Genomic DNA, 19,805 nt, shown 5'->3' with positions numbered 1-19,805 from the left:
GCGCACAAGACTGCTTACCGACCAGGCACGTAGATCGCGCCTGCATTGCGCGCCGTCGTACGGCGCTCCCAGTTCGGAATGACTTCGATCATAGGTAGAGACCTAATCGTAAGCCTTTGGCCGCGACCTTCCATCGGCGAAGGATGGAACGGTGAAATTCCTGGGCACCGGCCCACGTCCGTATCCAGATCGGCCGCAGCTTACCGGTGGAGCCGCGCTCGAAAAACCGCCCGCTCAGCACGTCCATTCGTTTTGCACGCAAAGTCATTATGGCGATAACGATAAGCATCGTGACTTCGGCTCCCAGGATGACCGTTAGCTCTGCCATAGCAACCTCGCCCAACATGAGCGCGCGCAGGTCATCATGTCGCCGGTCATCGGCGGTTCCTCTAGTCAGGTGGGTGTCTCAATCTACACTTTATCGACAGATAATTGGCGATCACCCGCTAAGCCGCTCGCTAGCTACTGCGCCACGCGGAGCGCGCGTCGCGAGCGGCTTTGCTAATCAGCACGCCTTGCGACAGGCGGTTCTGCCCGTAAGTCAAGTGGCACAAGAAATTGCTGTATCGTAGATCCCCAAACCGATGTGTTACCGTTGGGAAACAACATGTGCCCTTGTCCCGTCTCTGGAAGCGCGACGAAGAGGATTTCTGCGCGCGAGTTGGTGCTATATGCCGACCACATCTCTCTCGCCAACGGCGGACCAAACGTTTCATCGTCAAGTGCGTACAGCCAGACCTGCGGCAATTTGTTTTCCGCCCCGAGCCGGCTTAAAGCGGCAATGAGCTTGTCACGCCCGTTGCAGAAATGCTCGTGTTTCCACGAGCCGGTACCCCCGGCAAAGTTAATGATACCCACAACTCCATTCGGCGCATCCGACGCAACGCCGAGCGCCCCAAAACCCCCGTGTGAATGTCCAACGATGATGACGCTCCTTGGGTCAATGAAGCTTTGCTGTTGCATGAAAGAAATCACGCTCTCAGCGTCCCGCGCTGCTGCTCTTGCAGTTGCCAAATAGTCCATCGTCTCGCAAGATCCTACCATATCGTTCGCAGTTCCTTGCGAGCGGCCGTAGCCTTGCCTTAACGGGACAGCGACCGCGAAGCCATGATCGACGAACCATTGCGCGGCGGTCTCGAAACCCGGCCTGACAGCCTGAAAGTTCCTGGCCGGCTTGCCGTGATAGATGACCACAAGCGCAAAGGGACCCACTCCGGCCGGCCGATAGACTATTGTCTCGAGCAACCGCAAGGAGGCTTCCCCGCGCGAGTGTGCTGGAATCCACCAAAGCTGTTGGTTATAGATGCCATGCGGCAGCCCAATCGGCCCGGTACGACGCTCGATGGTCGCCGGCGCAATCTTCACGACAGAAATCCACCATAGGCTAAACGCGGCCAGCCCCACTATCGTGGCGATCCCCAGCCGCCATGCATCAATACGCAATCCTGCACCTCCTGCGTTGATATCGATGCGAAGTCGCCATCCAACACTGGTGATGTCGTTTCCACGACGTCCTATCTACTAGTGTCCCAGATCGCCTGCAGGTCGCGGCTTGTGCTCGGGTGCGGTCCAATGAGAGTGGTACGGCGATCTCTCACTGCTACTGTACCCAAAGAACCGAAGTAGCTCCGGCTCCTCAAACGGCACATCGTGAAAGGCTCTTGCGAGCCACTGGCTGCCCGGGTCTCTCTTCCACTCTTGCGGGAATAATGCCACCTCGTCGGGCGACTGCCGAACACTGAAATTCTCCAGAGGTTCGTTGCGGATCGCGCTAGACAAAGCCGCCGGCAAGTCGGGGCCGTCGTAGCCTGGAAAATGATTGATCTGAGTAGCCCGTGGATTGATCTCTATCAGCTTCGCTTCCTGACTGTCCTCATCCAGCACGAAATCCAACCCAAATACGCCCGACAACTCAAGATGCCGCGCAATAGAGCGCGCAGCGGCGATCATCGGTTCTCCCCTCACACGCCGAACGACGCTTGCCACCCCGAACGCGCGACCGCATTGAAGGACCTCGACCGAAGCCCAACCCACAACATTGCCGCGCCAGCACGCGACGGCGCAATTGGCAAGGCACCCCTTAACGTAGGACTGCACGGAAACTTGGGCTGCCGAAAAATTCCTGGCCGTGAAGAACGGTTCAACGTCGCCGTCGTACAGCAGCCATTTCATGCGACGAAGCCAGCTCTTTCGAAGTCTCATCCTAAGAAACCCGGGCACCACTTCGCCCCTGTTCCGGATCAAGAGAACGTCGCTGCCGCCGGAGCTTCCGTCGAGCTTCAGAACTGCCGGAAGCCCGTGCTGACGGACCCAATCCTGTAGGTCACGTAAGCTATCGATTGCTGCCGTTGGAGGTACGTGAACGTGAGGCAATTGCGCGAGGCTGGTCAGGAAGGAACGTTGGCGAACCAGCTCATAAAAGTTGGGCGACCCAAGAGAGGTTTCAATGAGTGACATGATGCCGCGACCTGCGACGCCATCGCAAGCTGAGGCCGCCTCTCTGTAGATGCCATGCAGGTGTGCGACGATGCGATCATCGCAGGGCACTATAAGATCAGGTCCGGACGCGGCGATACTGTCCTTTATCGATTTATACGGCGAAGTTGGTCTATATTCGAATGTACGGTTCGGGGATTGCATCCGATGAATCGGATGTCCCTTCGGCGCAACGGCATCCACCGCAAATCCCGCTCTTCGAAACGCAATCGCAAGCCGGGCGACATTCGGCCAAAACATGCTGTGCGCAAGCAGGACCTGTGGGATCATTTCCCCGCCCATGCGTCGACCCGCAACTTCTTGCCGGTTCGCAATTCGATGCGAGACGGTCGGCGCAACATTGGCGCAAGGCGCCGCGCGGCAAAGCCCGCGCCAAACGCAAAGCGCATCATTGGCCCGAAGCTATTCGCCGAGATCGGTCCGATAAGAAACAACCCCTTTACCGACGACTCAAAACGCATCGAGAGCACCGGAGATTGGTTTACGTGCGCCAGCTGCGCAACCAACGTTCTATCCATGTAATCGAGGCGCCGGATGTCGACGCGATAGCCCGTCGCGGCGATGACGTGGTCCGCATGCACCCAGGCTGTTTCGCCATTCGGCCTTCTCAGCTCGAGACGTACCCCCTGGTCGACGGCTGATGCTCCCACAACTTCGCAACCGCAAAGTGCCGGAACGTGGTTAACGAACATCTGCCTCATTGACCATCCAGCGGCAGGACCGAGATGACGACGCACGACCTCCTCGCGGAACGCATCGGGCATTAAATGAAAGAGCAGCGGCGCGTCGGTGCACAACCGGGATTTCAGCCCCGGTCCGATTCCGGAGCGAGGATGCCTCATGCGTTGCCAGAGCGATCGCTTGCTCGGGGGCGGATTTGCGAACACCAGCTTTTCGCGGCGGCAGATCAACGTAACATCGCATTCCTGCCGTTTCAGCAGCGCCGCCATATCGATGGCCGACGCTCCACCCCCAACCACTGCAACACGCCGCCCCGCGAAGCGGCCGAGATCACGATGATCGTAACTGTGCGAAACGAGCTTGGCCGTAAGCGCGCTGAGCGAAGGCGGTACATAGCGGAAATGTCCGATGCCGGTTGCGGCAACGATGCGACGGGCTCGCACGTTAGTTCCATTCTCGAGGCAAAATGCAAAGCCCTCGGCGTGCCGCCGAAGTGAGTGGATAGTCGTTTCCTCCAGGTTCGGGGAGAAGCGATCCCCAAACGCGCGGCCATAGTCGATGAACGTCTCCAGCCGAACCGGCGTTTGATCATCGCTATATTTGATCGAATACTCTCTGCAAAAACGTGACAGCGGATACTCACCCGCCGGATCGTAGAGGTTGGAAGCGAAGCCATCCGACTTCAGCAGCATACCCTCTGGCATGTGATGACGCCACGTTTCCATCGGGCGGCCGAAAATTCGATGATCAACACCCGCCGCTCTGAGATGAGCTGCCAATGAGAGGCCATACGGACCCGCGCCAATGATTGCGACATCAACTTCCATTACGTATCCAATTCGCTCGAGGCGTTGGAAGCCTCAGTCGCTTTCGGCACTGATCGCCGATCGAAAATATCGGAGGGAAGCAATTCAACCCACTCGCTCGATCCCGCGACAGTCAGTTTTGCGCGCAGAGCCGGAGTGAGCCTTTGCAAAATCGAGTGCCGCTCGGAGCGGATCTCGCGTTCGATTGCGTCCGAATAGAACGGAATCGCGTGAATTGTGTCGCGCGGAATTCTACAAAGCACCTGCCCCACGCCGGTAGACGCGTGGACCAGGAGACCCGCGCCATCCCATTCAACGCCAATGAACTCGATCGACACGACAACCTCGCAAATGTGACGCATCGGCCATTGCAATTTGCGCAATTTGACGATGCCTATTTCAAACAAGCACCGAATTGCCTCGTTTAGTTGTCCCATTCTTCCACCTGAGAGCGGCAGCTTTCTTCCAGGGCCACAGGACACGAAGATGGGGCATGTTCGCTCGTTGATGTGCCATTGATCTGTGCAGGCGAGCCCATCCGCTAAAGCAGCGGCGGTCATTCTCATGCTCAAATACTGAAGGACTCGCTTGCTAGGCTGGGACTATTCCGGCTTGCGCCGGCGGCGCCTGATTACCCGGTAGACGCCGTAAGCTACCGCCGCGAAGGCGATTCCAGCGCCGGCCGCGGGCCCCGGTGCCCCTTGAGCCGTTCCTTGCCCGACGTAGGTGTAGCTTTGATCGGGAGGGAAGAAGAGCGTTGCGGTGAAATATACGCCGGCGGGCACCGCCGCAGCCATTACGAGGAAAATCGCAAGGACCCATCCTGGCAACGTCATCATTCTACTCCTCTTTAAAAACTACCAATATATATATAAATTAAATACCATTCTTTTAAATTGCGGTCAATATGGGTTTAAAGAGTCCCCCACGGAAGTCGCTCTGCAGTGCACGATGAGCTTTGCGCCACATGGAGAATGGGAGAAAGGTGCGTGGCCAACCCGAGTTCGCGCAAAAACCTCGACCAGAGATAGTCCAGGACTGTCCAGAACACCGGTTGTTCGACATAGACCCCACCGCGAAAGACCACAAACGTGCGGTCGGCGCCTGCGGCAACATGGCGGATGAGGTCCCGATTCGACCCGTCCGGCGTCAATCTTGCCACCTGCATCTGGCAGGTCGCCGTGGTCGCTCGAATAACCGGCGTGTAGTTCACGAATTCCTCGCTCACAACGACATTGAAGTGGTTGCGTTCAAGAAACTTAACCAGCTCCTCTCTGAGATAGCTCGGATTATCGGCCGGAATCGCGACCTTCCAGCCAAGGCTGAGCAAGAGCACAATGGCGATGCACCACCTAAATGCGACGCAGGAGGTCACGTCTGACACCCAGCACACAGAATCCGACGATCAAGCTCAGTATCAATGTGCTGATGACGGCTTCGCCCAATGCGCCGTGGAACGTGGCGTAGTGCCACTGGCTCAATCCCATGAAGCTCATGCGGGCAACATTCACGGCTATTACTGAAATGCACGCCATTAGACACCAAAGTGGATCATAAACAGACCTCTTGTGGCAGACCAATTGGCTCACGAGAACCCAGCACAGCAACGCAAGCGATATGTTCGCAAGCGAAGAGCAGGCCGGCAGAATCACCAGAACCCCGGAGCCATCAGCAAACTGAACGATATCACCAGTCCGGGGGGTGCGTAACATCCAGCCTACAAGTGATGCATCTATCTGCAAGATTGCGCTTGCGAAGAACTGAAACAGCATTCTGCTCCAGAGCATTGGCACCGTGGTCGCCAGCAATATTAGAGCGCCGCGTCGTGACGACGGAACGTTCGTACAAATGATCATGTAGAAGCTGAGAAAAGTTACCGCGAGCCAGCTCAACGGGCCTATTGGCAGAACGACCAGAATTAGAAAACATGCCCCGAGCGCGAGCTCACGCGGACGAATTCCAATCGTGCGGTCCCGGAGAACAAGATACACCCCTGCGGCGCACGATATCCAAATGATGACGCTAATCTCGAAAGTACCGAAAAATGCATCGGTCCATCCAAGCCGATTGACCGATTGAAGCATCCGTGATGCGAGGCCATTTGCACAGCCGAGGACGAACAGGCCTGCGAAGAATTCGCCGCGCGGCAGTTCCATTAAGACTCGCGTTGTATAGCTGCAGTTAATTAATTCTTTTGAAAATGCAGTCACGATTTAATGCCTCACGTTGCGTTCAGCTTAACCGCCGGACGCTCGTACGACAACGTAGTAATTTAATGAGGGCAGAATATTGGAACAACTGACTTCCAAATAAACTCAGCGGAAAGGTCAGCTTTTCTGACGCACTGGCAATTTTGAATAGCGGGAGCCTCGGCGACCCGGCCTGGCAGCCGTCGCAATACCTGGCTCAAGCCTGAAACGCCACCTATCCGCCCGCCCGGTTGAACAACGTGTGCTGTTACGCCGGATCGGTGGTGCGCTGAGGACTGCCGTCTCCTGTGCAGCGGGCTTTGAAGCCCGCTGCTTGCGAGTTGCTAAAATGCCGGACAGCCCACGGGGGCGGCAACGGCAACGAGCCGAACAGAGGCATCCAATAAGAGCTGCAATCGATGCCCTACCGCTCTTTGAATGCACGCTCCGCCTGATCGTGCAGCGGCTTGAGCAGGTAGGACAGCGCGGTCCGCCCCGCCGTCTTGATGAAGACCTCCACCGGCATGCCGGGCAGCAGCTTGGCCGACCCGAGTTTCGCCAGCTCTTCGGGCTTCAGCAGGACGCGTCCCGTGTAGTAGCTCGTGCCGGCACGCTGATCCTGCGTAATGTCCGCCGAGACCATGCTGACCTCCCCATCGATTTCGGGCGTGGTCTTCTGGTTGAACGCTGCGAAGCGCATCGTTGCGGTCTGCCCCACATAGACCTGATCGATATCGCGCGGTGCGATCTTGACCTCGATTGCAAGCGAATCCGCGTCAGGTACGATCAGCATGATTTGCTCGCCGGGAGAGATGACGCCCCCAACCGTGTGGACGCTGAGCTCGTGGACGCGGCCGGATTGCGGTGCCCTGATATCGACCCGATTTAATTGATCGACCGCCGCAGTTTTGCGCTCGCCCAGCTCGGAGAGCTTCGAGCGCGTTTCGATCAGGTCCTTGCCGACCTCCGTCCGCAGGTCCTGGTCGACCTGAATGATCTGGAGTCCGATTTCGGAGATCTTGCCCTTCGACTGAGCGATCATGCCAGCCAACTGACTGCGCTCACCTTCGAGGCGGGCAGCGTCGCGCTCAAGGGAATTGAGCCGCGTGATCGGCACCAGATTTTTTTGCCAAAGGCTGCGCACGCCTTCCAGCTCCTGGCGAATAAAATCGACCTCCTTCTGCTTGGCCTCGGTCTGCCCCGTATAGCCCTTGATCTCGTTTTCCAGCTGCACGCTTTTCTCCTGCAGCTGTGCCTTTTGGCCGCTCCTCGCCTGGCGACGCAGCTCAAACAGCTTCCGCTCCGCGGTAACTGCCCGGCTCGCCTCGGAGTTGTTCTCCTTGGCCCGGTCGAGCAGCACCTTGGGAAACTTGAGCTCCTCTGCGCCATCGCGCTCGGCCTCGAGACGAGCCTGCCGCGCGAGCAGCTCATCGATGCTGTTGGTGACAATCGTCGCATTTGCGAGCGTCTGAGTCTCGTCGAGGCGGATCAAGACGTCGCCTGCATTGACCCGGTCGCCCTCCCGCACGCGCAACTCTCCCACGATCCCGCCAGTGGCGTGCTGGACCTTCTTCACGCTCGAATCCACTACGACAACGCCTTGGGCGATCACCGCGCCCGACAATTGGGTCGTTGTCGCCCAGCCGCCGACCCCAAAGGTCACCAGAGCGAACATGATCATTCCGACGATCATGTAACGCTGGATGGATTGCAGTGCCGGCGCTACCTGACCGCTCATCGACCTCCTCCTTGAGCTTCCGCGACGACCTTGAGCGGTACCGGATTTCGCAACACTTTCCTGAGAACCTCCTCTCTCTTGCCGAAGGACTGAACCCTGCCTTCCCCGAGGCACAAGACATGGTCCACACCTTCCAGCGCCTTCGGGCGATGCGCGACAACGGCGACAATCCCTCCCCGGCGGCGCACGTTCAGGATCGCCTCGGTCAAGGCCTCCTCACCCTCCGCATCGAGATTGGAAGACGGCTCATCGAGAACGACCAGGAAGGGTTTGCCGTAGAAGGCACGTGCGAGACCGATCCGCTGCCGCTGCCCGGCGGACAACGCCAGTCCCCCTTCGCCGATTTTCGTGCTGTAGCCGTCCGGAAGCGAAAGGATGAGATCGTGCGCGCCCGCGGCATGCGAGGCTTCCAGAACAGCGGCGGCGGTTGCCTGCGGGTCGAACCGTGCGATGTTCATTGCGATGCTGCCGTCGAACAATTCGACATCCTGGGGCAGATAACCGATGTGCTTGCCCAGGGCGTCCGAAGACCAGTGATCGAGCGCGGCGTTGTCAAGCCGGATCCTGCCCCGCATGCTCGGCCATACCCCCACCAGTGCACGTGCCAGCGTTGATTTGCCGGATCCGCTCGGTCCAATGATTCCAACGGCCTGTCCGCTCCGCAGTTGGAACGACACTTCGCTGATGGTGGGCCTCTCCGAGTTTGGCGCGCCGATATAGAGATGCTCGACGGTGAGAGTCTCAGCAGGAGGAGGCAATGCCAGCCGCTCCTCCTCGTGTGGCAGAAGCTTCAGCAGATGATCGAGCCGTTGCCCCGATTGCCGCGCGGCGACGAATCCTTTCCAGTTCGCAATGGCCATTTCGACGGGCGCCAGTGCCCGCGCGGTGAGGATTGATCCGGCAATGATGATGCCGGCCGTCGATTCCTGGTTGATGACGAGGACTGCGCCAACGGCAAGGACCAGCGATTGCAGGATCGCTCGAAAAAGCTTGGACGCACCACCGAGTCCGTTCGCGACATCGCTGGCCCGCTCATGGGCCGCGAGATACTTCGCGTTCACATCCTGCCAACGCAAGGCCGCCTGTTGCCGCATGCCCATGGCCTGCAGAACTTCGGCGTTTCGCCGCCCCTCGAGCGCCAGTGCGGTTCGCGAAACGGCGAGGCGCGAGGTCGCCTTTGCCGGGCCTCGCGTGCGTGTTTCCGTGAGCATCGTAATCCCGACCAGCACCAGCGCGCCGGCTAGCGCAGTGACGCCAATCCAGAAGTGGAAGAGGAAGCAGACGCCGAGATAGATCGGCATCCAGGGCAGATCGAACAGCGCCGTCGGCCCTCCGCTCGACAGGAAGCTGCGGACCTGATCAAGGTCCCGCACCGGCTGCAAGCCGTCGCCATCGGCTCTGGTCTTCAAAGGCAGGCGAACAAGCGCATCGAATATGCGAACGCCGAGCCTTTCATCGAAATACCGGCCGACCCGGGCACTGATCCTGCTCCTGACGAGGTCGAGCCCGCCCTGAAACAGATAAAGCACCGTGGCCAGAACCATCAAGGCGATCAGCGTCGGTATGCTGCGCCCGGGCAGCACCCGATCGTAGACCTGCAGCATGAAAAACGAGCCGGTGAGCATGAGGAGATTGCTCATCCCGCTGAAGGCCGCGAGAGCCCAGAATATCCGGCGGCAGGACCGCAAGAAAGCCGACAGCTCCGACTGCGACTCATCATAGTCGCTAGCCGGCCGCGGAAGACCGGAGAACAGTCGTCGACGCAAGACCTCGACGAGGTGCTTTGCCCAGATGATCGGCCCCTGCGTCCGCAGTTCGGCATCTTCCGCCCACTGGCGTGCGACGGCCCCAAGTCTCGTCAACTGCGAAAGTTGGATCCGGTAACGTCCTGCTGGCAGGGGGATCACCCCCCACCGTTCGAAGTTTGTCATGACTCCCGCCCTTGAAAACGTGCCTTATGTGACGATCCCCAAGAAGATCACCAAGGCAGTCCTGAGTTTGATTTCCCTGTCGTCGAGCTACTGTTACGCGAAGTAGAAGTCAGATCGATTTTGCGCACCAAGCCTGGCCAACTTGAGCGTGTCGCCTGCCGGTACCAGCGTGACATAATGGCCATCCCGCCATTTAATCTGCTCTCCCAGCCTTTTCGACGCGTACTCCACTACGCAGTCGTTCGCAGAGCGCGATGTCGTGGCGATCTGTATCCACCACCTCATGGTTAATCAGCTTGGCCTCACGTGCCGGTCGCCATGGGCTTTTTTGGGACCAGATGGGGGCCGGGCTGAGGTTTTTTTAACCAGCACGTCAACTCACGGTACTGAAATAATCGCGCGATTTTCCTCCATTAAAAACCGTCGCGAATTTCTCTGATGTCATGCCAGACAGCGAGACTCAATACGCTTCTATTGCGGCACGGCCTCAGCCCACAGAAATCGCTTGCTTAAAACGCCCGGCGAGCCCATCTGAGTACGAGAGGCTGACTCTTACACCATATTTAATTCCATTTATTTTCACGTGCTCGCGGTCTTTCTTAATGCGATGGGAGCCGAGCAAGACAGTCGGATCTGAGCGAAGAAAGCGTAGCGACACGAGGCGCTCGGTTGCTTGTTGCGACCGGTCCGAGAATGGCCATCGCGCGAAACGGCACCGGCTAAAGTTGCGCGTATCAATCCTGTCCGGGCGCTGCATCCCGCGAACGCCGCGAAGCCGCTCACGCGCAGATCAATAGAGGCAGCCAGAATAAAAAGAAGGCGGGGGACCATCCCCCGCCTTCCATGATCTGCACCGCAGATTGGTGGCTACACCGTGTCGCTGAACGCGTGACTACGCGAAATGGAAGTCATGGCTGTTCAGCTTGTCGAGCTGCGTGTTCTTTAGCGTGAGCGTGTCGCTCCCCGTCGCGATGACGACGTCGTGACCCGACTGGGCCGCATGGGAGAGAACGCTCGCAAAGCTGTCGAACACGCCCTTGCTGAACTCGATCGTGTCGTGAGCAGGTCCGCGGGCAGCGAAATCCTTGATGACGTCGTGGCCGAAGTTCGACGCAAACTCGAAGGTATCCGCCCCCCTTTTTCCGACCATGATGTCATTGCCCGTGGTGCCGGTCAGCGTATTGCTGCGGCCGGTGCCGATGATCGCCTCGCCCGAGCTGGTCCCGACCACGTGGCCGGTCGTGTCGACCTGCTCCGCGGTAAAGGCGTGGGTCTTGCCCGACAGATCGGAGGTGTGGAAGCTCCACTTGCCGGTGTCGCCCGCTGTGACCGAACCGACCGAGGTCGTACCGTCAAACAGCTTGATCTGGCTGTTGGGATCGGCCGTGCCCTTGATCGTCGCGGTGTGATCCCAGTGCGGACGCACGTTGGTGACTTCCACCGCCGAGGTGCCGTTGCCGCTGTGCGAGCCAATTGGCGGATCGATCGGCTGCGACAAGGCGCTGGTGTTGCCGGCTGCGTCGGTGGCCGAGGCGACGAACGTGTGAGATCCGGTTTTGAGGCCAGAGGTCGTCACGCTGAAATGTCCATCGGCGCCTGTCGCCCCCGTGCCAAGCAGGGTCGTCCCCTCGTAGACCTTGATCGTGCTGCCCGCCTCGGCCGTTCCGGTCACCGTCGCACGATGATGACTGGTCACATCGCTGAGCAGAACCGGAGCATCAGGGGCAGCAGTATCCACCGTGACATCCAGCACAGTCGATGCCTTGCTGGTGACGCCAGAGACCGTGTCCGTCGCAGTGAGGCTATGCTTGCCATCGGGCAACGCGACAGTCGTGTAGTGCCAGGATCCATTGGCGTCCGCTGTAGCGGTGCCGAGCTGGGTCGTGCCGTCAAACACTTTGACCGTGCTGTTGGCAGCCGCGGTCCCCGCCAGGGTCAGCGTCTTGTCGTTGGTGATGTGATCACCGGCGACACCGCTGTCTGTCGAGAAGGAGGCGATCTTCGGCGCGGCCGGCGCTGTGGTGCCCGCGCCCGACGTGCCCGAGCCGGAGGTGCCCGTACCCGAGGTGCCAGTACCGGACGTACCAGTACCCGAGGTACCTGAACCGGACGTGCCTGTACCCGAGGTGCCTGAACCGGACGTGCCCGTACCCGAGGTACCCGAACCGGACGTGCCCGAGCCGGTGGAGCCCGACGATCCAGAACCAATGACCGGATCCACGACCGTCGACGCAGCACTGACGTTGCCCGCAACGTCAGTGGCCTTCGCCGTCAGCGCATGTGAACCGGCCGACAACGCAGACGTCGTGACGCTCCACGCGCCGCTCGAGTTGGTTGTCGCCGTCCCGACCTGCGTCGTTCCGTCATACACCTTGATCGCGCTGTTCGCTTCGGCAGTCCCCGTCACCACCACCTGATTGGCAGAGTTGACGGTGTCGCTCGCGATCGTCGGCGCAGCTGGTGCCTTCGTGTCGACGGTGACAGCCACCGCAGCCGAGGCCGCGCTGGTCTGGCCCGACGCGTTGGTCGCGGTCGCGGTAAGCGTATGCTTGGCGTCGGTCAGGACCTTGGTGATGTAGTCCCAGGTGCCGGTCGAAGTCGCAGTCGTCGAACCGATCTGGGTCGAACCGTCGTAGATCTTGACGGTGCTACCAGCGGCAGCCGCGCCCTTGAGCTCGAGGGCATTGTCGTTCGTCACACCATCGCCCGCCACACCGCTATCAGTCGAGAACGAAGCGATGGTGGGCGCAGCCGGAGACGTCGCTGTGGACGTCGCAGGCGGAGTCGTAGTCGCTGTGCCCGACAAGGTGTTGTCGGCGCTTATGACCTTGCCGCTGCGCATATCCACGTTGTTGGAGAGCGACCAGCCATCCATCGACCCGGTGTAGAACGCCCCATAGGCGCCCGACGTATCGAAAAAATTGTCGTGCGCCAACGCAGTTCCGCTAATGGGCGTGACGGCGGGATTCGAGGACGCATACATGCTGCTGCCATGGACCATGTATGACATGGCCGTGTCGCCCGTCGAAATCATCGTATTGTAAGCAAAGATCGGATCTACCAGCGTGCCGGAATTGGATCCATCGTTGATATCGAACTGGTAACCCTCGCCGCTCGCCGCTGAAGGCGTTTCGTAACTGGTATTGAATTCGATATCAATCTTGTTCGTGACGCCGCTACCGGTCTGTTGCAAGTAGTTCAGATGCGAACCGGCAACCGTACCGCCGTTCTCGATTAGATTGTACTTATAGGTGAGGTCAGTGCTGCCACCGATCTCGACCGCATGCTGCGGGAAATCCTTCATCCAATTATATTGGACAACGACGTTGCCACTGCCCGAGATGAGTGCGCTGCCATCCGCACCTCCGATCAGCGTGCAGTGCTCAACTGTCAGATTTGGCGAACCAGGACCAGCATCGATCAAGCTCGTTGGCGTCGTCGCCTGGAATTTGCAATTGGTTATGACGGCATCGGGAGAATTCGTCAGGTAGACGAACGCACCGCCGTTCGTTGAGAAATCGATGCCATCAAGATGCACGCCGGCTTGACCGTCAATGCGAACCATATTGCCGCTGATCGTGATCCCAGGACCACTAAGAGTCTGCCAGTCTTTCAGCTGCGTATCAGCGGGTACGCCCACAGCGTAATCAACGCCGGCGACCTCCCAAGAGGGCCGCACGGCGTAGCCGTCCAACAGATTGGGAAGTTGCGCTGCGCCGGTGGACGCATTTAGAGAGCCGTCATTCAGGGCCATGATTACCTCTTGGCTTGTGTTCCGATTGGAAGATGATCAGCCCACAGGGCTGATAGAGCATTGCAGTCTCCGAATTCACTGACGCGAAAGACAACACACGATCACTTATTGCGCCGTGGTGCCGTCGGGCCGATTGAAAGCAGCTGTCCGCAAACGGCCGCCGAAGCTCGCATCACGTCGATGCGCATCGAATCGTTTCATATCTGTGAGTCCCTAGTCGACGCCCCCAACGGCTCGCGTTTTGGTACTCGACGCAAGGCGATTTTTTGACCATTTATGGGCTCCGATGCGATCCTTCTTTGATTTCATCCCCAAGATTCTCACGAGCAATATTGTCGTTAAATCTCGCATCTAATCCGCAGCGCGAATGCACTCTCAACGCAGTAAATGGCACGAATTAAATATTACCCCGCGCGAAATAGCGCGCCCGCATTCCGCGTTGATTCGATCACTTTTAGATCACGCAAAGCCACTTTACCGCTGCAGGTAAAGCGAGCCGCGTTCGAGCATATGCTTTGCGGAAACGGACAGGCGATGCCTTCTCGTTGCAAGTCCGCATCCTTTTTGACCGGGAACGATCTAGCGCCGGAGATCCGAGATGGACCTCTGTCCCAACAAGAATTATAATCAGTGCAGTTTTAATGTCTGTCGTATATTGGAATTTCATGGGCTACGCCGAACCAAACGACCTCAGCAATCGATTTCGCGTTCAACGATTTCGATTATTCGCGCCTATCGTCACTCAAGTTCTTGCCAATAAGAGAACTTGCCGGATTCTGGATATGGGCGGCACCGCAGCCTACTGGGAGCAATTCGGCAGTGATTTGGACTGGGATCGGGTTGAGGTTTGCACATTGAATCTGGATGAGTCTGAGATTGAGACAACACATCCAAAGATAACCTCGGTTGTTGGAGACGCGCGCGACGCCGCGGAATTTCACGATCTCAGTTTCGACATTGTTCATTCCAACTCGGTCATTGAGCATGTTGGACGCTGGGATGACATGGCGGCAATGGCAAAGGAGATACGCCGACTCGCCCCCCGTTATTTCGTCCAGACCCCTTACTTCTGGTTCCCATTTGAACCTCACGCTCGTTTTGCATTCTTCCATTGGATGCCTGAGTCAGTGCGATATCGAATCTTGTTAAGTCGCACTTGCGGCTTCTGGAAACAGCACTCGGATGTGGGCCAAGCCACGAAGGCGGTTCAGAGTGCACTGTTGCTTGACAAACGGCAGTTCCAGCATCTCTTCCCCGATGCTAGAATTGTCAGCGAACGATTCTTTGGATTTGTGAAATCGCTGATCGCCATTCGCTGAAGACACACGGATGCTCTCCGTTTTGGGCGACCTACTGTTGCCGGCAACGCTGCGCGCTCGACGTTGGTTAGGTCCAAGCCGGCTTCGCCTCGCGCACATTCTCGACAGTTCTAGACGTTTCATCGACAGCATTGCTGTCTTCGGCGGATATTCTGATCTGCCAGGACTTCTTACCCCCCGAACTCAGCAGGCCCGGATAGTTGCCTCCATCAGCGTCGAGTTGCAGCGACGACAGCGAAGTAATTTCGCACCGTCCTTTCGTAACGCGTTGCAACGCGTCTGAACCAATTCAGTTTTGAGAAGCAGCATTCGACCAGACCACGCTCGGCATAGAGCGTATGTTGAACCAATGTTGATTGCGCGCGGTGACACCTTGGGCGCCATTTGAGCGTTCGCGGTTCGGAATGCATCGGAGCGTAGACCGTATCGGCCATCACGACCTCGGCAGAGAGCTCCCAGACGAGTAGCTGGGCTTGCGGCGGGCTGCTGGTCTGGCCTGCATCAGAAAGAAACGGACCAGGACAGCCCAAGCCGGGGACAGCCAGACGGGTTCCTGTCATCAGACAAGCCGTGACCTGCCCTCCGGCCGGATGGTTAAAGCTATATACCCACGCTCGGCGTCCATTTTCGCCAGCTCCAAACATTTTATTGACAGCATCGTCATGTCCAGCAATTATTTCGGGCAAATAGCAGATTTAATATTTTTAGTTTTATGGGCCATTGTTCCGCGAAAACGATCTCCCGCCGGTCTCTGGCTTCGGCATTGTTTCAGCCCAGCCTGCGACCTTCGGTCGCGCCAACGGTGTACACGGTCTTCTGGTTGCGGGGCCGACTGCGGAATGCTCCCGTAGATGCCAACCGGCGCCTGGAAGTTCAATGGCGCCCCCCCGGGACAGCCAGAGGCTGCCACGGTGCGTGAAGCTGTCCGATTGCGTCAGCAACACAGCATCGCGCGCAAGATCGCAGGCGCATGCCGTGCACTCTCGTACGCCGTCCACTATGTACGTTGGCGGTTTCGTTTCGCAGAATTCGGTTGGCGCTCCCGGCTGGAAGCCCCCGATGTGCTCACCCACCCGAAGCACATCCGGATCGGCCATCATGTTCACATCCGCAAGGGCGCCAGGCTGGAAGCGATAACCAGCACAGACGCCTGCGAAGTCCCGAAGATCGAAATCGGAGATGGGACATCGGTGCACCTATACTCTCACATCGGCGCTGTCTCGCGGGTGCAGATCGGTCGAGACGTGCTCATCGCCGGTCATGTTTACATTACGGACCATGACCATGCTCTTCCCGAGCCCCGCTTGTCGACCACTCGAAACGCAGTCCTCATTGCCGCGCCAACCTGCATCGACGACCATTGCTGGTTGGGTGAAGGCTGCATGATCCTCAAAGGAGTCCATTTGGGCCAAGGATGCGTCGTCGGCGCGAACGCCGTGGTAACCAAAAGTTTCCCTCCCTATTCCGCGGTTGTGGGCATTCCGGCGCGTCTGGTAAGCCGGTATGACCAGGCCAGGAAGGAGTGGGTCGCCGTTGGTAGCGAGCAGATGCATGAGTGACGATGTGGTCGGCCTGGCAAAGACGGTCTTGGTCTTGGCCTATCATTTCCCTCCTATCGGCGGCGCTGGTGTCCAACGAACCGTCAAGTTCGTGAAGTATCTTCCCGAGTTCGGCTTCCGCCCCGTAGTCGTGACGACCGGCGACGCCAGCACCGCCCCTTCGTCGCCGCGCGACCCTTCCCTTCACCGAGAAATACCAGCTGGCACCCCCGTATACCGGACCCAAAACACTCCGCCCGCGCCCTTCGGTCACCGGATCGCTAGCATCGAGGACCGCTTGCTGGGGCTGGTGGGGCGCAGCGGCCGAAACTCAAGAGCTTGGATCGAAGCATGCACGAATGTGGGGCTGCAAGCCGGGCGCGAGAATCCGCCCGACTTGGTATATGCCTCACTCTCGCCGTTTGAGAGTTGTCCGGCGGCAGCTTTCATCGCGCAAGCCTTTGGAGTGCCATGGGTCGCCGACCTCCGCGATCCGTGGGCTCTCGACGAGATGATGGTATATTCAAGCCGCTGGCATCGCGCGGCTGAAATTCGGCGCATGCGGAGAGAATTGAGTACCGCTCGGCTCATCATCATGAACACCCCGGAGGCAACCCGCGCCTTAAAGCAAGCGATGCCGGAATTCTCGAAGAGAGCTGTCACAATTACGAACGGCTTCGATGCCGACGACTTTGCTCGTCCCCCGTCCCCCAAACTGCAGGGCCAATTCCGAATTGTTCACACTGGCCATCTGCATTCCGAGCTCGGCGCCCGCCACCGCCGCAATCGATTGGTTCGCCGATTGCTCGGCGGGCATCGACTACCCGTGGATGTGGAGACTCGCTCGCACATATACTTATTGGCTGCGCTGGCACGGTGGCGAAGCGAAACGCCAGACATGAGCCGACACGTTCGGCTGGTGCTGGCCGGCCCGATGACGCCTTCAGACCGATTGATTGTCGAAAGGTCCGGCGTTTCGGACCTGGTCGAGATGCCGGGCTACGTGGATCATCAGCGTTCCATCGACTTCATTCGTTCGGCGGAGATCCTGTTCCTGCCGATGCACAATCTTCCGGTGGAAGAGAAGGCACGTCTGGTTCCCGGCAAGACCTATGAATATCTCGCCGCCGGCCCCCCCATTCTCGCCGCAGTGCCGGACGGAGATGCGAGTGATCTGGTGAAGCAATCGCGCAATGGCGACGTATGCCGGCCGGATGATGTAGACGGCATGCTAGCCAGTTTGCGTGCGCGCTACGAGTCCTGGCTCGCCGGCAAGCAGCAGCTGCCGACGAATTCCGATTTTTGCAGTCGTTTCGAACGCCGTGAATTGACGCGCGCGCTTGCAGCGAATTTTGAGTACATTCTACCCCGCTGATATCTCCAATTATAAATTGCTGGAGCGCTGAGCATGTGCGGAATCGCTGGAGTATATTGGCGGAGGCCTCGACCTTCAGGCAGCCCGAACGTGGCTTCCCGTATGGCCGAGGCGCTGTACCACAGGGGGCCCGACTCGGCAGGCAGTTATGAGGCGCCGTTCGCAGAGATCGGATTCCGTCGCCTCGCCATCATTGACCTATCCACCGGAGATCAGCCGCTCTCCAACGAGGACGGCTCCATACAGTGCTTCCTCAATGGCGAAATCTACAATTATAAGGACTTGCGCGACAGGCTAGGAAAACTAGGTCATACGTTTTGGACCACCTCTGATACTGAAGTTCTCCCGCATCTCTACGAAGAGTATGGCACCGACATGTTCTCGATGCTCAATGGCATGTTTGCCGTTTGCATCGTCGATCGCCGGCAACAACAAATCATACTGGCCCGCGACCAGATCGGCGTTAAGCAGATGTACTATGCAGCATCCAACGATTGTGTGGTCTTCGCCAGCGAAGTCAAAGGAATCCTTGCGTCAGGCTTCGTCACGCCCGATGTCGATCGATCCGCAGTGATGAGCTATCTCGCACTGTTCTACGTGCCGGAGCCTCGTACCCTGCTTCGTGGTATCCTCAAGATTCCGCCCGGCAGCTTCCTGCGCCTCGCGCCGGGAGTGATCCCAGAACCGGTGAATTACTATCAGCCGCCAGCTCCCATCTCCCCTGACGATCGTGATCCCGAACAGGCCATAGCTGAAACGCGGAATCTCCTCGAGGACGCCGTAAGACTTCAACTGCAGGCCGACGTTCCGGTCGGGATAAGCCTGTCCGGCGGCGTTGATTCCAGCGCCCTCGCATATTTTGCATCGCTGACGAGCAGTTCACCCCCTACAGCCTTTACTGTCGATTGGCCGGGGACATTCGAGGGCGAAGTTGCCGGGGCCAGAGATCTGTGCCGGCACCTCGGTCTGCCGCACCGCATCCTTCGGCCGAAGCTTTCCGACCTGATTGAGGAGCTTCCGCTGCTGGCTTGGATGTGCGACGAGCCGATTGCCGATCCCGCGATGTATTCGCAGTTCGTGATCGCGCGTGCAGCCAGAGAACATGTCAAAGTCCTGCTTACTGGCGCGGGCGGCGACGAGCTCTTCGGCGGATATTCCTCGTACGGGCTTTCGACCAGACGCAGATGGTACGTTCGCATGCCAAGACCGATACGACACGCCATGCGTCCACTTGCGCAGCTAGGCGGTCTGTCTCGCGACGAGATTGAGGCGCTGGATTTGTACTCACATTCACGGCTTCCGTGGCACACCCGCGCAATGACGAGCATTGACTCTCCGACGCGGTCGCTTCTCGCCAATCACCTAGGTGCGTCCGCCGATGCGTTCGTGAACTTTCGACATTGGTTCAGCGAGTACCGCGAGCTCGATGCGACCTGCCAGCAAATGCTGGTCGACTTGAAAACCTACCTCCCGGACCAAGTACTTCCCATGGTCGATCGCGCGACGATGGCTGCGTCTATCGAGGCTCGTGTGCCGCTATTGGACGTGCGGCTGGTCAACCATGTGTTCTCCCTCTCGACGAGGACAAAGCTCGGTCATCCTACGGTACCGAAGCGGCTCCTGAAATTGGCAATCGAGTCGGGGGTGCCAGCCGATACCCTGACCCGAAGGAAAGTTGGACTTCCTTCGCCTATGGCAACACTCGTCCAGAACGAATGGAACCGTACGTTGCCCGCCGCGCTACTTCGGCCGTCGAGCTTTGTCAGAACGCTCCTTCCAACGGAATGGCTGAAAGGATTGCTTGCGACCAGAGAAATCGCGCTTTCGAACTCAAGGGTTCTGTACTCGCTACTGGTACTTGAACTTTGGCATAGATTATTTGTCGTCGAGCGGTCGGTCGGTCGCCCAGCCGTTCGTACCGAAGAACTTCTGGACATCCCTGCACAACGATCCAGGACTCTGTCGGCGGCGTCCTGAT

At 58.5% G+C, this 19,805-nt stretch carries 15 protein-coding genes and 2 pseudogenes; 4 read left to right on the top strand and 13 right to left on the bottom strand.

Annotated features, from left to right (window positions below):
* Positions 1-88: 88 nt before the first annotated feature.
* From AAE027_RS10280 to AAE027_RS10230, 11 genes are all read right to left on the bottom strand, one after another.
* Positions 89-328, bottom strand: coding sequence for a hypothetical protein (locus tag AAE027_RS10280; RefSeq protein WP_370987663.1), 240 nt, complete (start codon positions 326-328; stop codon positions 89-91).
* Between the two features lie 173 nt (positions 329-501).
* Complete coding sequence (locus tag AAE027_RS10275) at positions 502-1,443, bottom strand: alpha/beta hydrolase family protein (protein ID WP_370987662.1); 942 nt, start codon at positions 1,441-1,443, stop codon at positions 502-504.
* Positions 1,444-1,521: 78 nt separating this feature from the next.
* On the bottom strand, positions 1,522-2,766 hold the full coding sequence (locus AAE027_RS10270) for an ATP-grasp domain-containing protein (protein WP_370987661.1): 1,245 nt from the start codon (positions 2,764-2,766) through the stop codon (positions 1,522-1,524).
* Positions 2,763-4,004, bottom strand: coding sequence for an NAD(P)-binding domain-containing protein (locus tag AAE027_RS10265; protein ID WP_370987660.1), 1,242 nt, complete (start codon positions 4,002-4,004; stop codon positions 2,763-2,765). Before AAE027_RS10265 ends, AAE027_RS10270 begins: the two co-directional genes overlap by 4 nt.
* Complete coding sequence (locus AAE027_RS10260; protein ID WP_370987659.1) at positions 4,004-4,543, bottom strand: hypothetical protein; 540 nt, start codon at positions 4,541-4,543, stop codon at positions 4,004-4,006. The genes AAE027_RS10265 and AAE027_RS10260 overlap by 1 nt, the downstream gene beginning before the upstream one ends.
* 42 nt (positions 4,544-4,585) lie before the next feature.
* The gene (locus AAE027_RS10255) at positions 4,586-4,822 is read right to left on the bottom strand and encodes a hypothetical protein (protein WP_370987658.1); all 237 of its coding nucleotides are present in this window, start codon (positions 4,820-4,822) and stop codon (positions 4,586-4,588) included.
* A gap of 74 nt (positions 4,823-4,896) precedes the next feature.
* Complete coding sequence (locus AAE027_RS10250; RefSeq protein ID WP_370987657.1) at positions 4,897-5,358, bottom strand: hypothetical protein; 462 nt, start codon at positions 5,356-5,358, stop codon at positions 4,897-4,899.
* Positions 5,336-6,139 carry a hypothetical protein gene (locus AAE027_RS10245; RefSeq protein ID WP_370987655.1) on the bottom strand — a complete coding sequence of 268 codons (804 nt, stop codon included), beginning with the start codon at positions 6,137-6,139 and terminating at the stop codon, positions 5,336-5,338. The genes AAE027_RS10250 and AAE027_RS10245 overlap by 23 nt, the downstream gene beginning before the upstream one ends.
* 457 nt (positions 6,140-6,596) lie before the next feature.
* Positions 6,597-7,910 carry an HlyD family type I secretion periplasmic adaptor subunit gene (locus tag AAE027_RS10240; protein ID WP_370987654.1) on the bottom strand — a complete coding sequence of 438 codons (1,314 nt, stop codon included), beginning with the start codon at positions 7,908-7,910 and terminating at the stop codon, positions 6,597-6,599.
* Complete coding sequence (locus AAE027_RS10235; RefSeq protein WP_370987653.1) at positions 7,907-9,841, bottom strand: type I secretion system permease/ATPase; 1,935 nt, start codon at positions 9,839-9,841, stop codon at positions 7,907-7,909. The genes AAE027_RS10240 and AAE027_RS10235 overlap by 4 nt, the downstream gene beginning before the upstream one ends.
* An 892-nt stretch (positions 9,842-10,733) precedes the next feature.
* Positions 10,734-13,595, bottom strand: coding sequence for an Ig-like domain-containing protein (locus tag AAE027_RS10230; protein WP_370987652.1), 2,862 nt, complete (start codon positions 13,593-13,595; stop codon positions 10,734-10,736).
* Between the two features lie 665 nt (positions 13,596-14,260).
* Between AAE027_RS10230 and AAE027_RS10225 the strand changes: the two genes are divergently transcribed.
* Positions 14,261-14,914 carry a class I SAM-dependent methyltransferase gene (locus AAE027_RS10225; RefSeq protein WP_370987650.1) on the top strand — a complete coding sequence of 218 codons (654 nt, stop codon included), beginning with the start codon at positions 14,261-14,263 and terminating at the stop codon, positions 14,912-14,914.
* Between the two features lie 209 nt (positions 14,915-15,123).
* Here the strand turns inward: AAE027_RS10225 and AAE027_RS10220 are convergent.
* Together AAE027_RS10220 and AAE027_RS10215 are read right to left on the bottom strand one after the other, a co-directional pair.
* A pseudogene (locus AAE027_RS10220) lies at positions 15,124-15,252 on the bottom strand (IS5/IS1182 family transposase); the annotation flags it as partial.
* Between the two features lie 78 nt (positions 15,253-15,330).
* Positions 15,331-15,456 (bottom strand): annotated as a pseudogene (locus AAE027_RS10215) (IS5/IS1182 family transposase); the annotation flags it as partial.
* Between the two features lie 369 nt (positions 15,457-15,825).
* On the opposite strand from AAE027_RS10215, the gene AAE027_RS10210 reads away from it, so the two are divergent.
* The 3 genes from AAE027_RS10210 to asnB are packed head-to-tail and all read left to right on the top strand — an operon-like array spanning position 15,826 to position 19,804.
* The gene (locus AAE027_RS10210) at positions 15,826-16,473 is read left to right on the top strand and encodes an acyltransferase (protein WP_370987649.1); all 648 of its coding nucleotides are present in this window, start codon (positions 15,826-15,828) and stop codon (positions 16,471-16,473) included.
* The gene (locus AAE027_RS10205; protein WP_370987647.1) at positions 16,466-17,827 is read left to right on the top strand and encodes a glycosyltransferase; all 1,362 of its coding nucleotides are present in this window, start codon (positions 16,466-16,468) and stop codon (positions 17,825-17,827) included. Before AAE027_RS10210 ends, AAE027_RS10205 begins: the two co-directional genes overlap by 8 nt.
* 33 nt (positions 17,828-17,860) lie before the next feature.
* Positions 17,861-19,804 (top strand): asparagine synthase (glutamine-hydrolyzing), encoded by a 1,944-nt coding sequence (asnB, locus tag AAE027_RS10200; protein ID WP_370987646.1) that lies wholly within the window; start codon positions 17,861-17,863, stop codon positions 19,802-19,804.
* The last annotated feature ends 1 nt before the right edge of the window (position 19,805 follow it).

The sequence above is a fragment of the Bradyrhizobium sp. DN3 genome (assembly GCF_041357655.1).
GTDB lineage: Bacteria > Pseudomonadota > Alphaproteobacteria > Rhizobiales > Xanthobacteraceae > Bradyrhizobium.
The sequence above is the reverse complement of the archived record's forward strand: the minus strand, read 5'-3'. Positions and strand labels throughout refer to the sequence as shown.

Coding starts and splice junctions, on each gene's coding strand:
- AAE027_RS10280 (WP_370987663.1), bottom strand. CDS start 328: ATGGCAGAGCTAACGGTCATCCTGGGAGCCGAAGTCACGATGCTTATC.
- AAE027_RS10270 (WP_370987661.1), bottom strand. CDS start 2,766: ATGATCCCACAGGTCCTGCTTGCGCACAGCATGTTTTGGCCGAATGTC.
- AAE027_RS10265 (WP_370987660.1), bottom strand. CDS start 4,004: ATGGAAGTTGATGTCGCAATCATTGGCGCGGGTCCGTATGGCCTCTCA.
- AAE027_RS10260 (WP_370987659.1), bottom strand. CDS start 4,543: ATGACCGCCGCTGCTTTAGCGGATGGGCTCGCCTGCACAGATCAATGG.
- AAE027_RS10255 (WP_370987658.1), bottom strand. CDS start 4,822: ATGATGACGTTGCCAGGATGGGTCCTTGCGATTTTCCTCGTAATGGCT.
- AAE027_RS10245 (WP_370987655.1), bottom strand. CDS start 6,139: ATGGAACTGCCGCGCGGCGAATTCTTCGCAGGCCTGTTCGTCCTCGGC.
- AAE027_RS10240 (WP_370987654.1), bottom strand. CDS start 7,910: ATGAGCGGTCAGGTAGCGCCGGCACTGCAATCCATCCAGCGTTACATG.
- AAE027_RS10235 (WP_370987653.1), bottom strand. CDS start 9,841: ATGACAAACTTCGAACGGTGGGGGGTGATCCCCCTGCCAGCAGGACGT.
- AAE027_RS10230 (WP_370987652.1), bottom strand. CDS start 13,595: ATGGCCCTGAATGACGGCTCTCTAAATGCGTCCACCGGCGCAGCGCAA.
- AAE027_RS10225 (WP_370987650.1), top strand. CDS start 14,261: ATGGGCTACGCCGAACCAAACGACCTCAGCAATCGATTTCGCGTTCAA.
- AAE027_RS10205 (WP_370987647.1), top strand. CDS start 16,466: ATGAGTGACGATGTGGTCGGCCTGGCAAAGACGGTCTTGGTCTTGGCC.
- asnB (WP_370987646.1), top strand. CDS start 17,861: ATGTGCGGAATCGCTGGAGTATATTGGCGGAGGCCTCGACCTTCAGGC.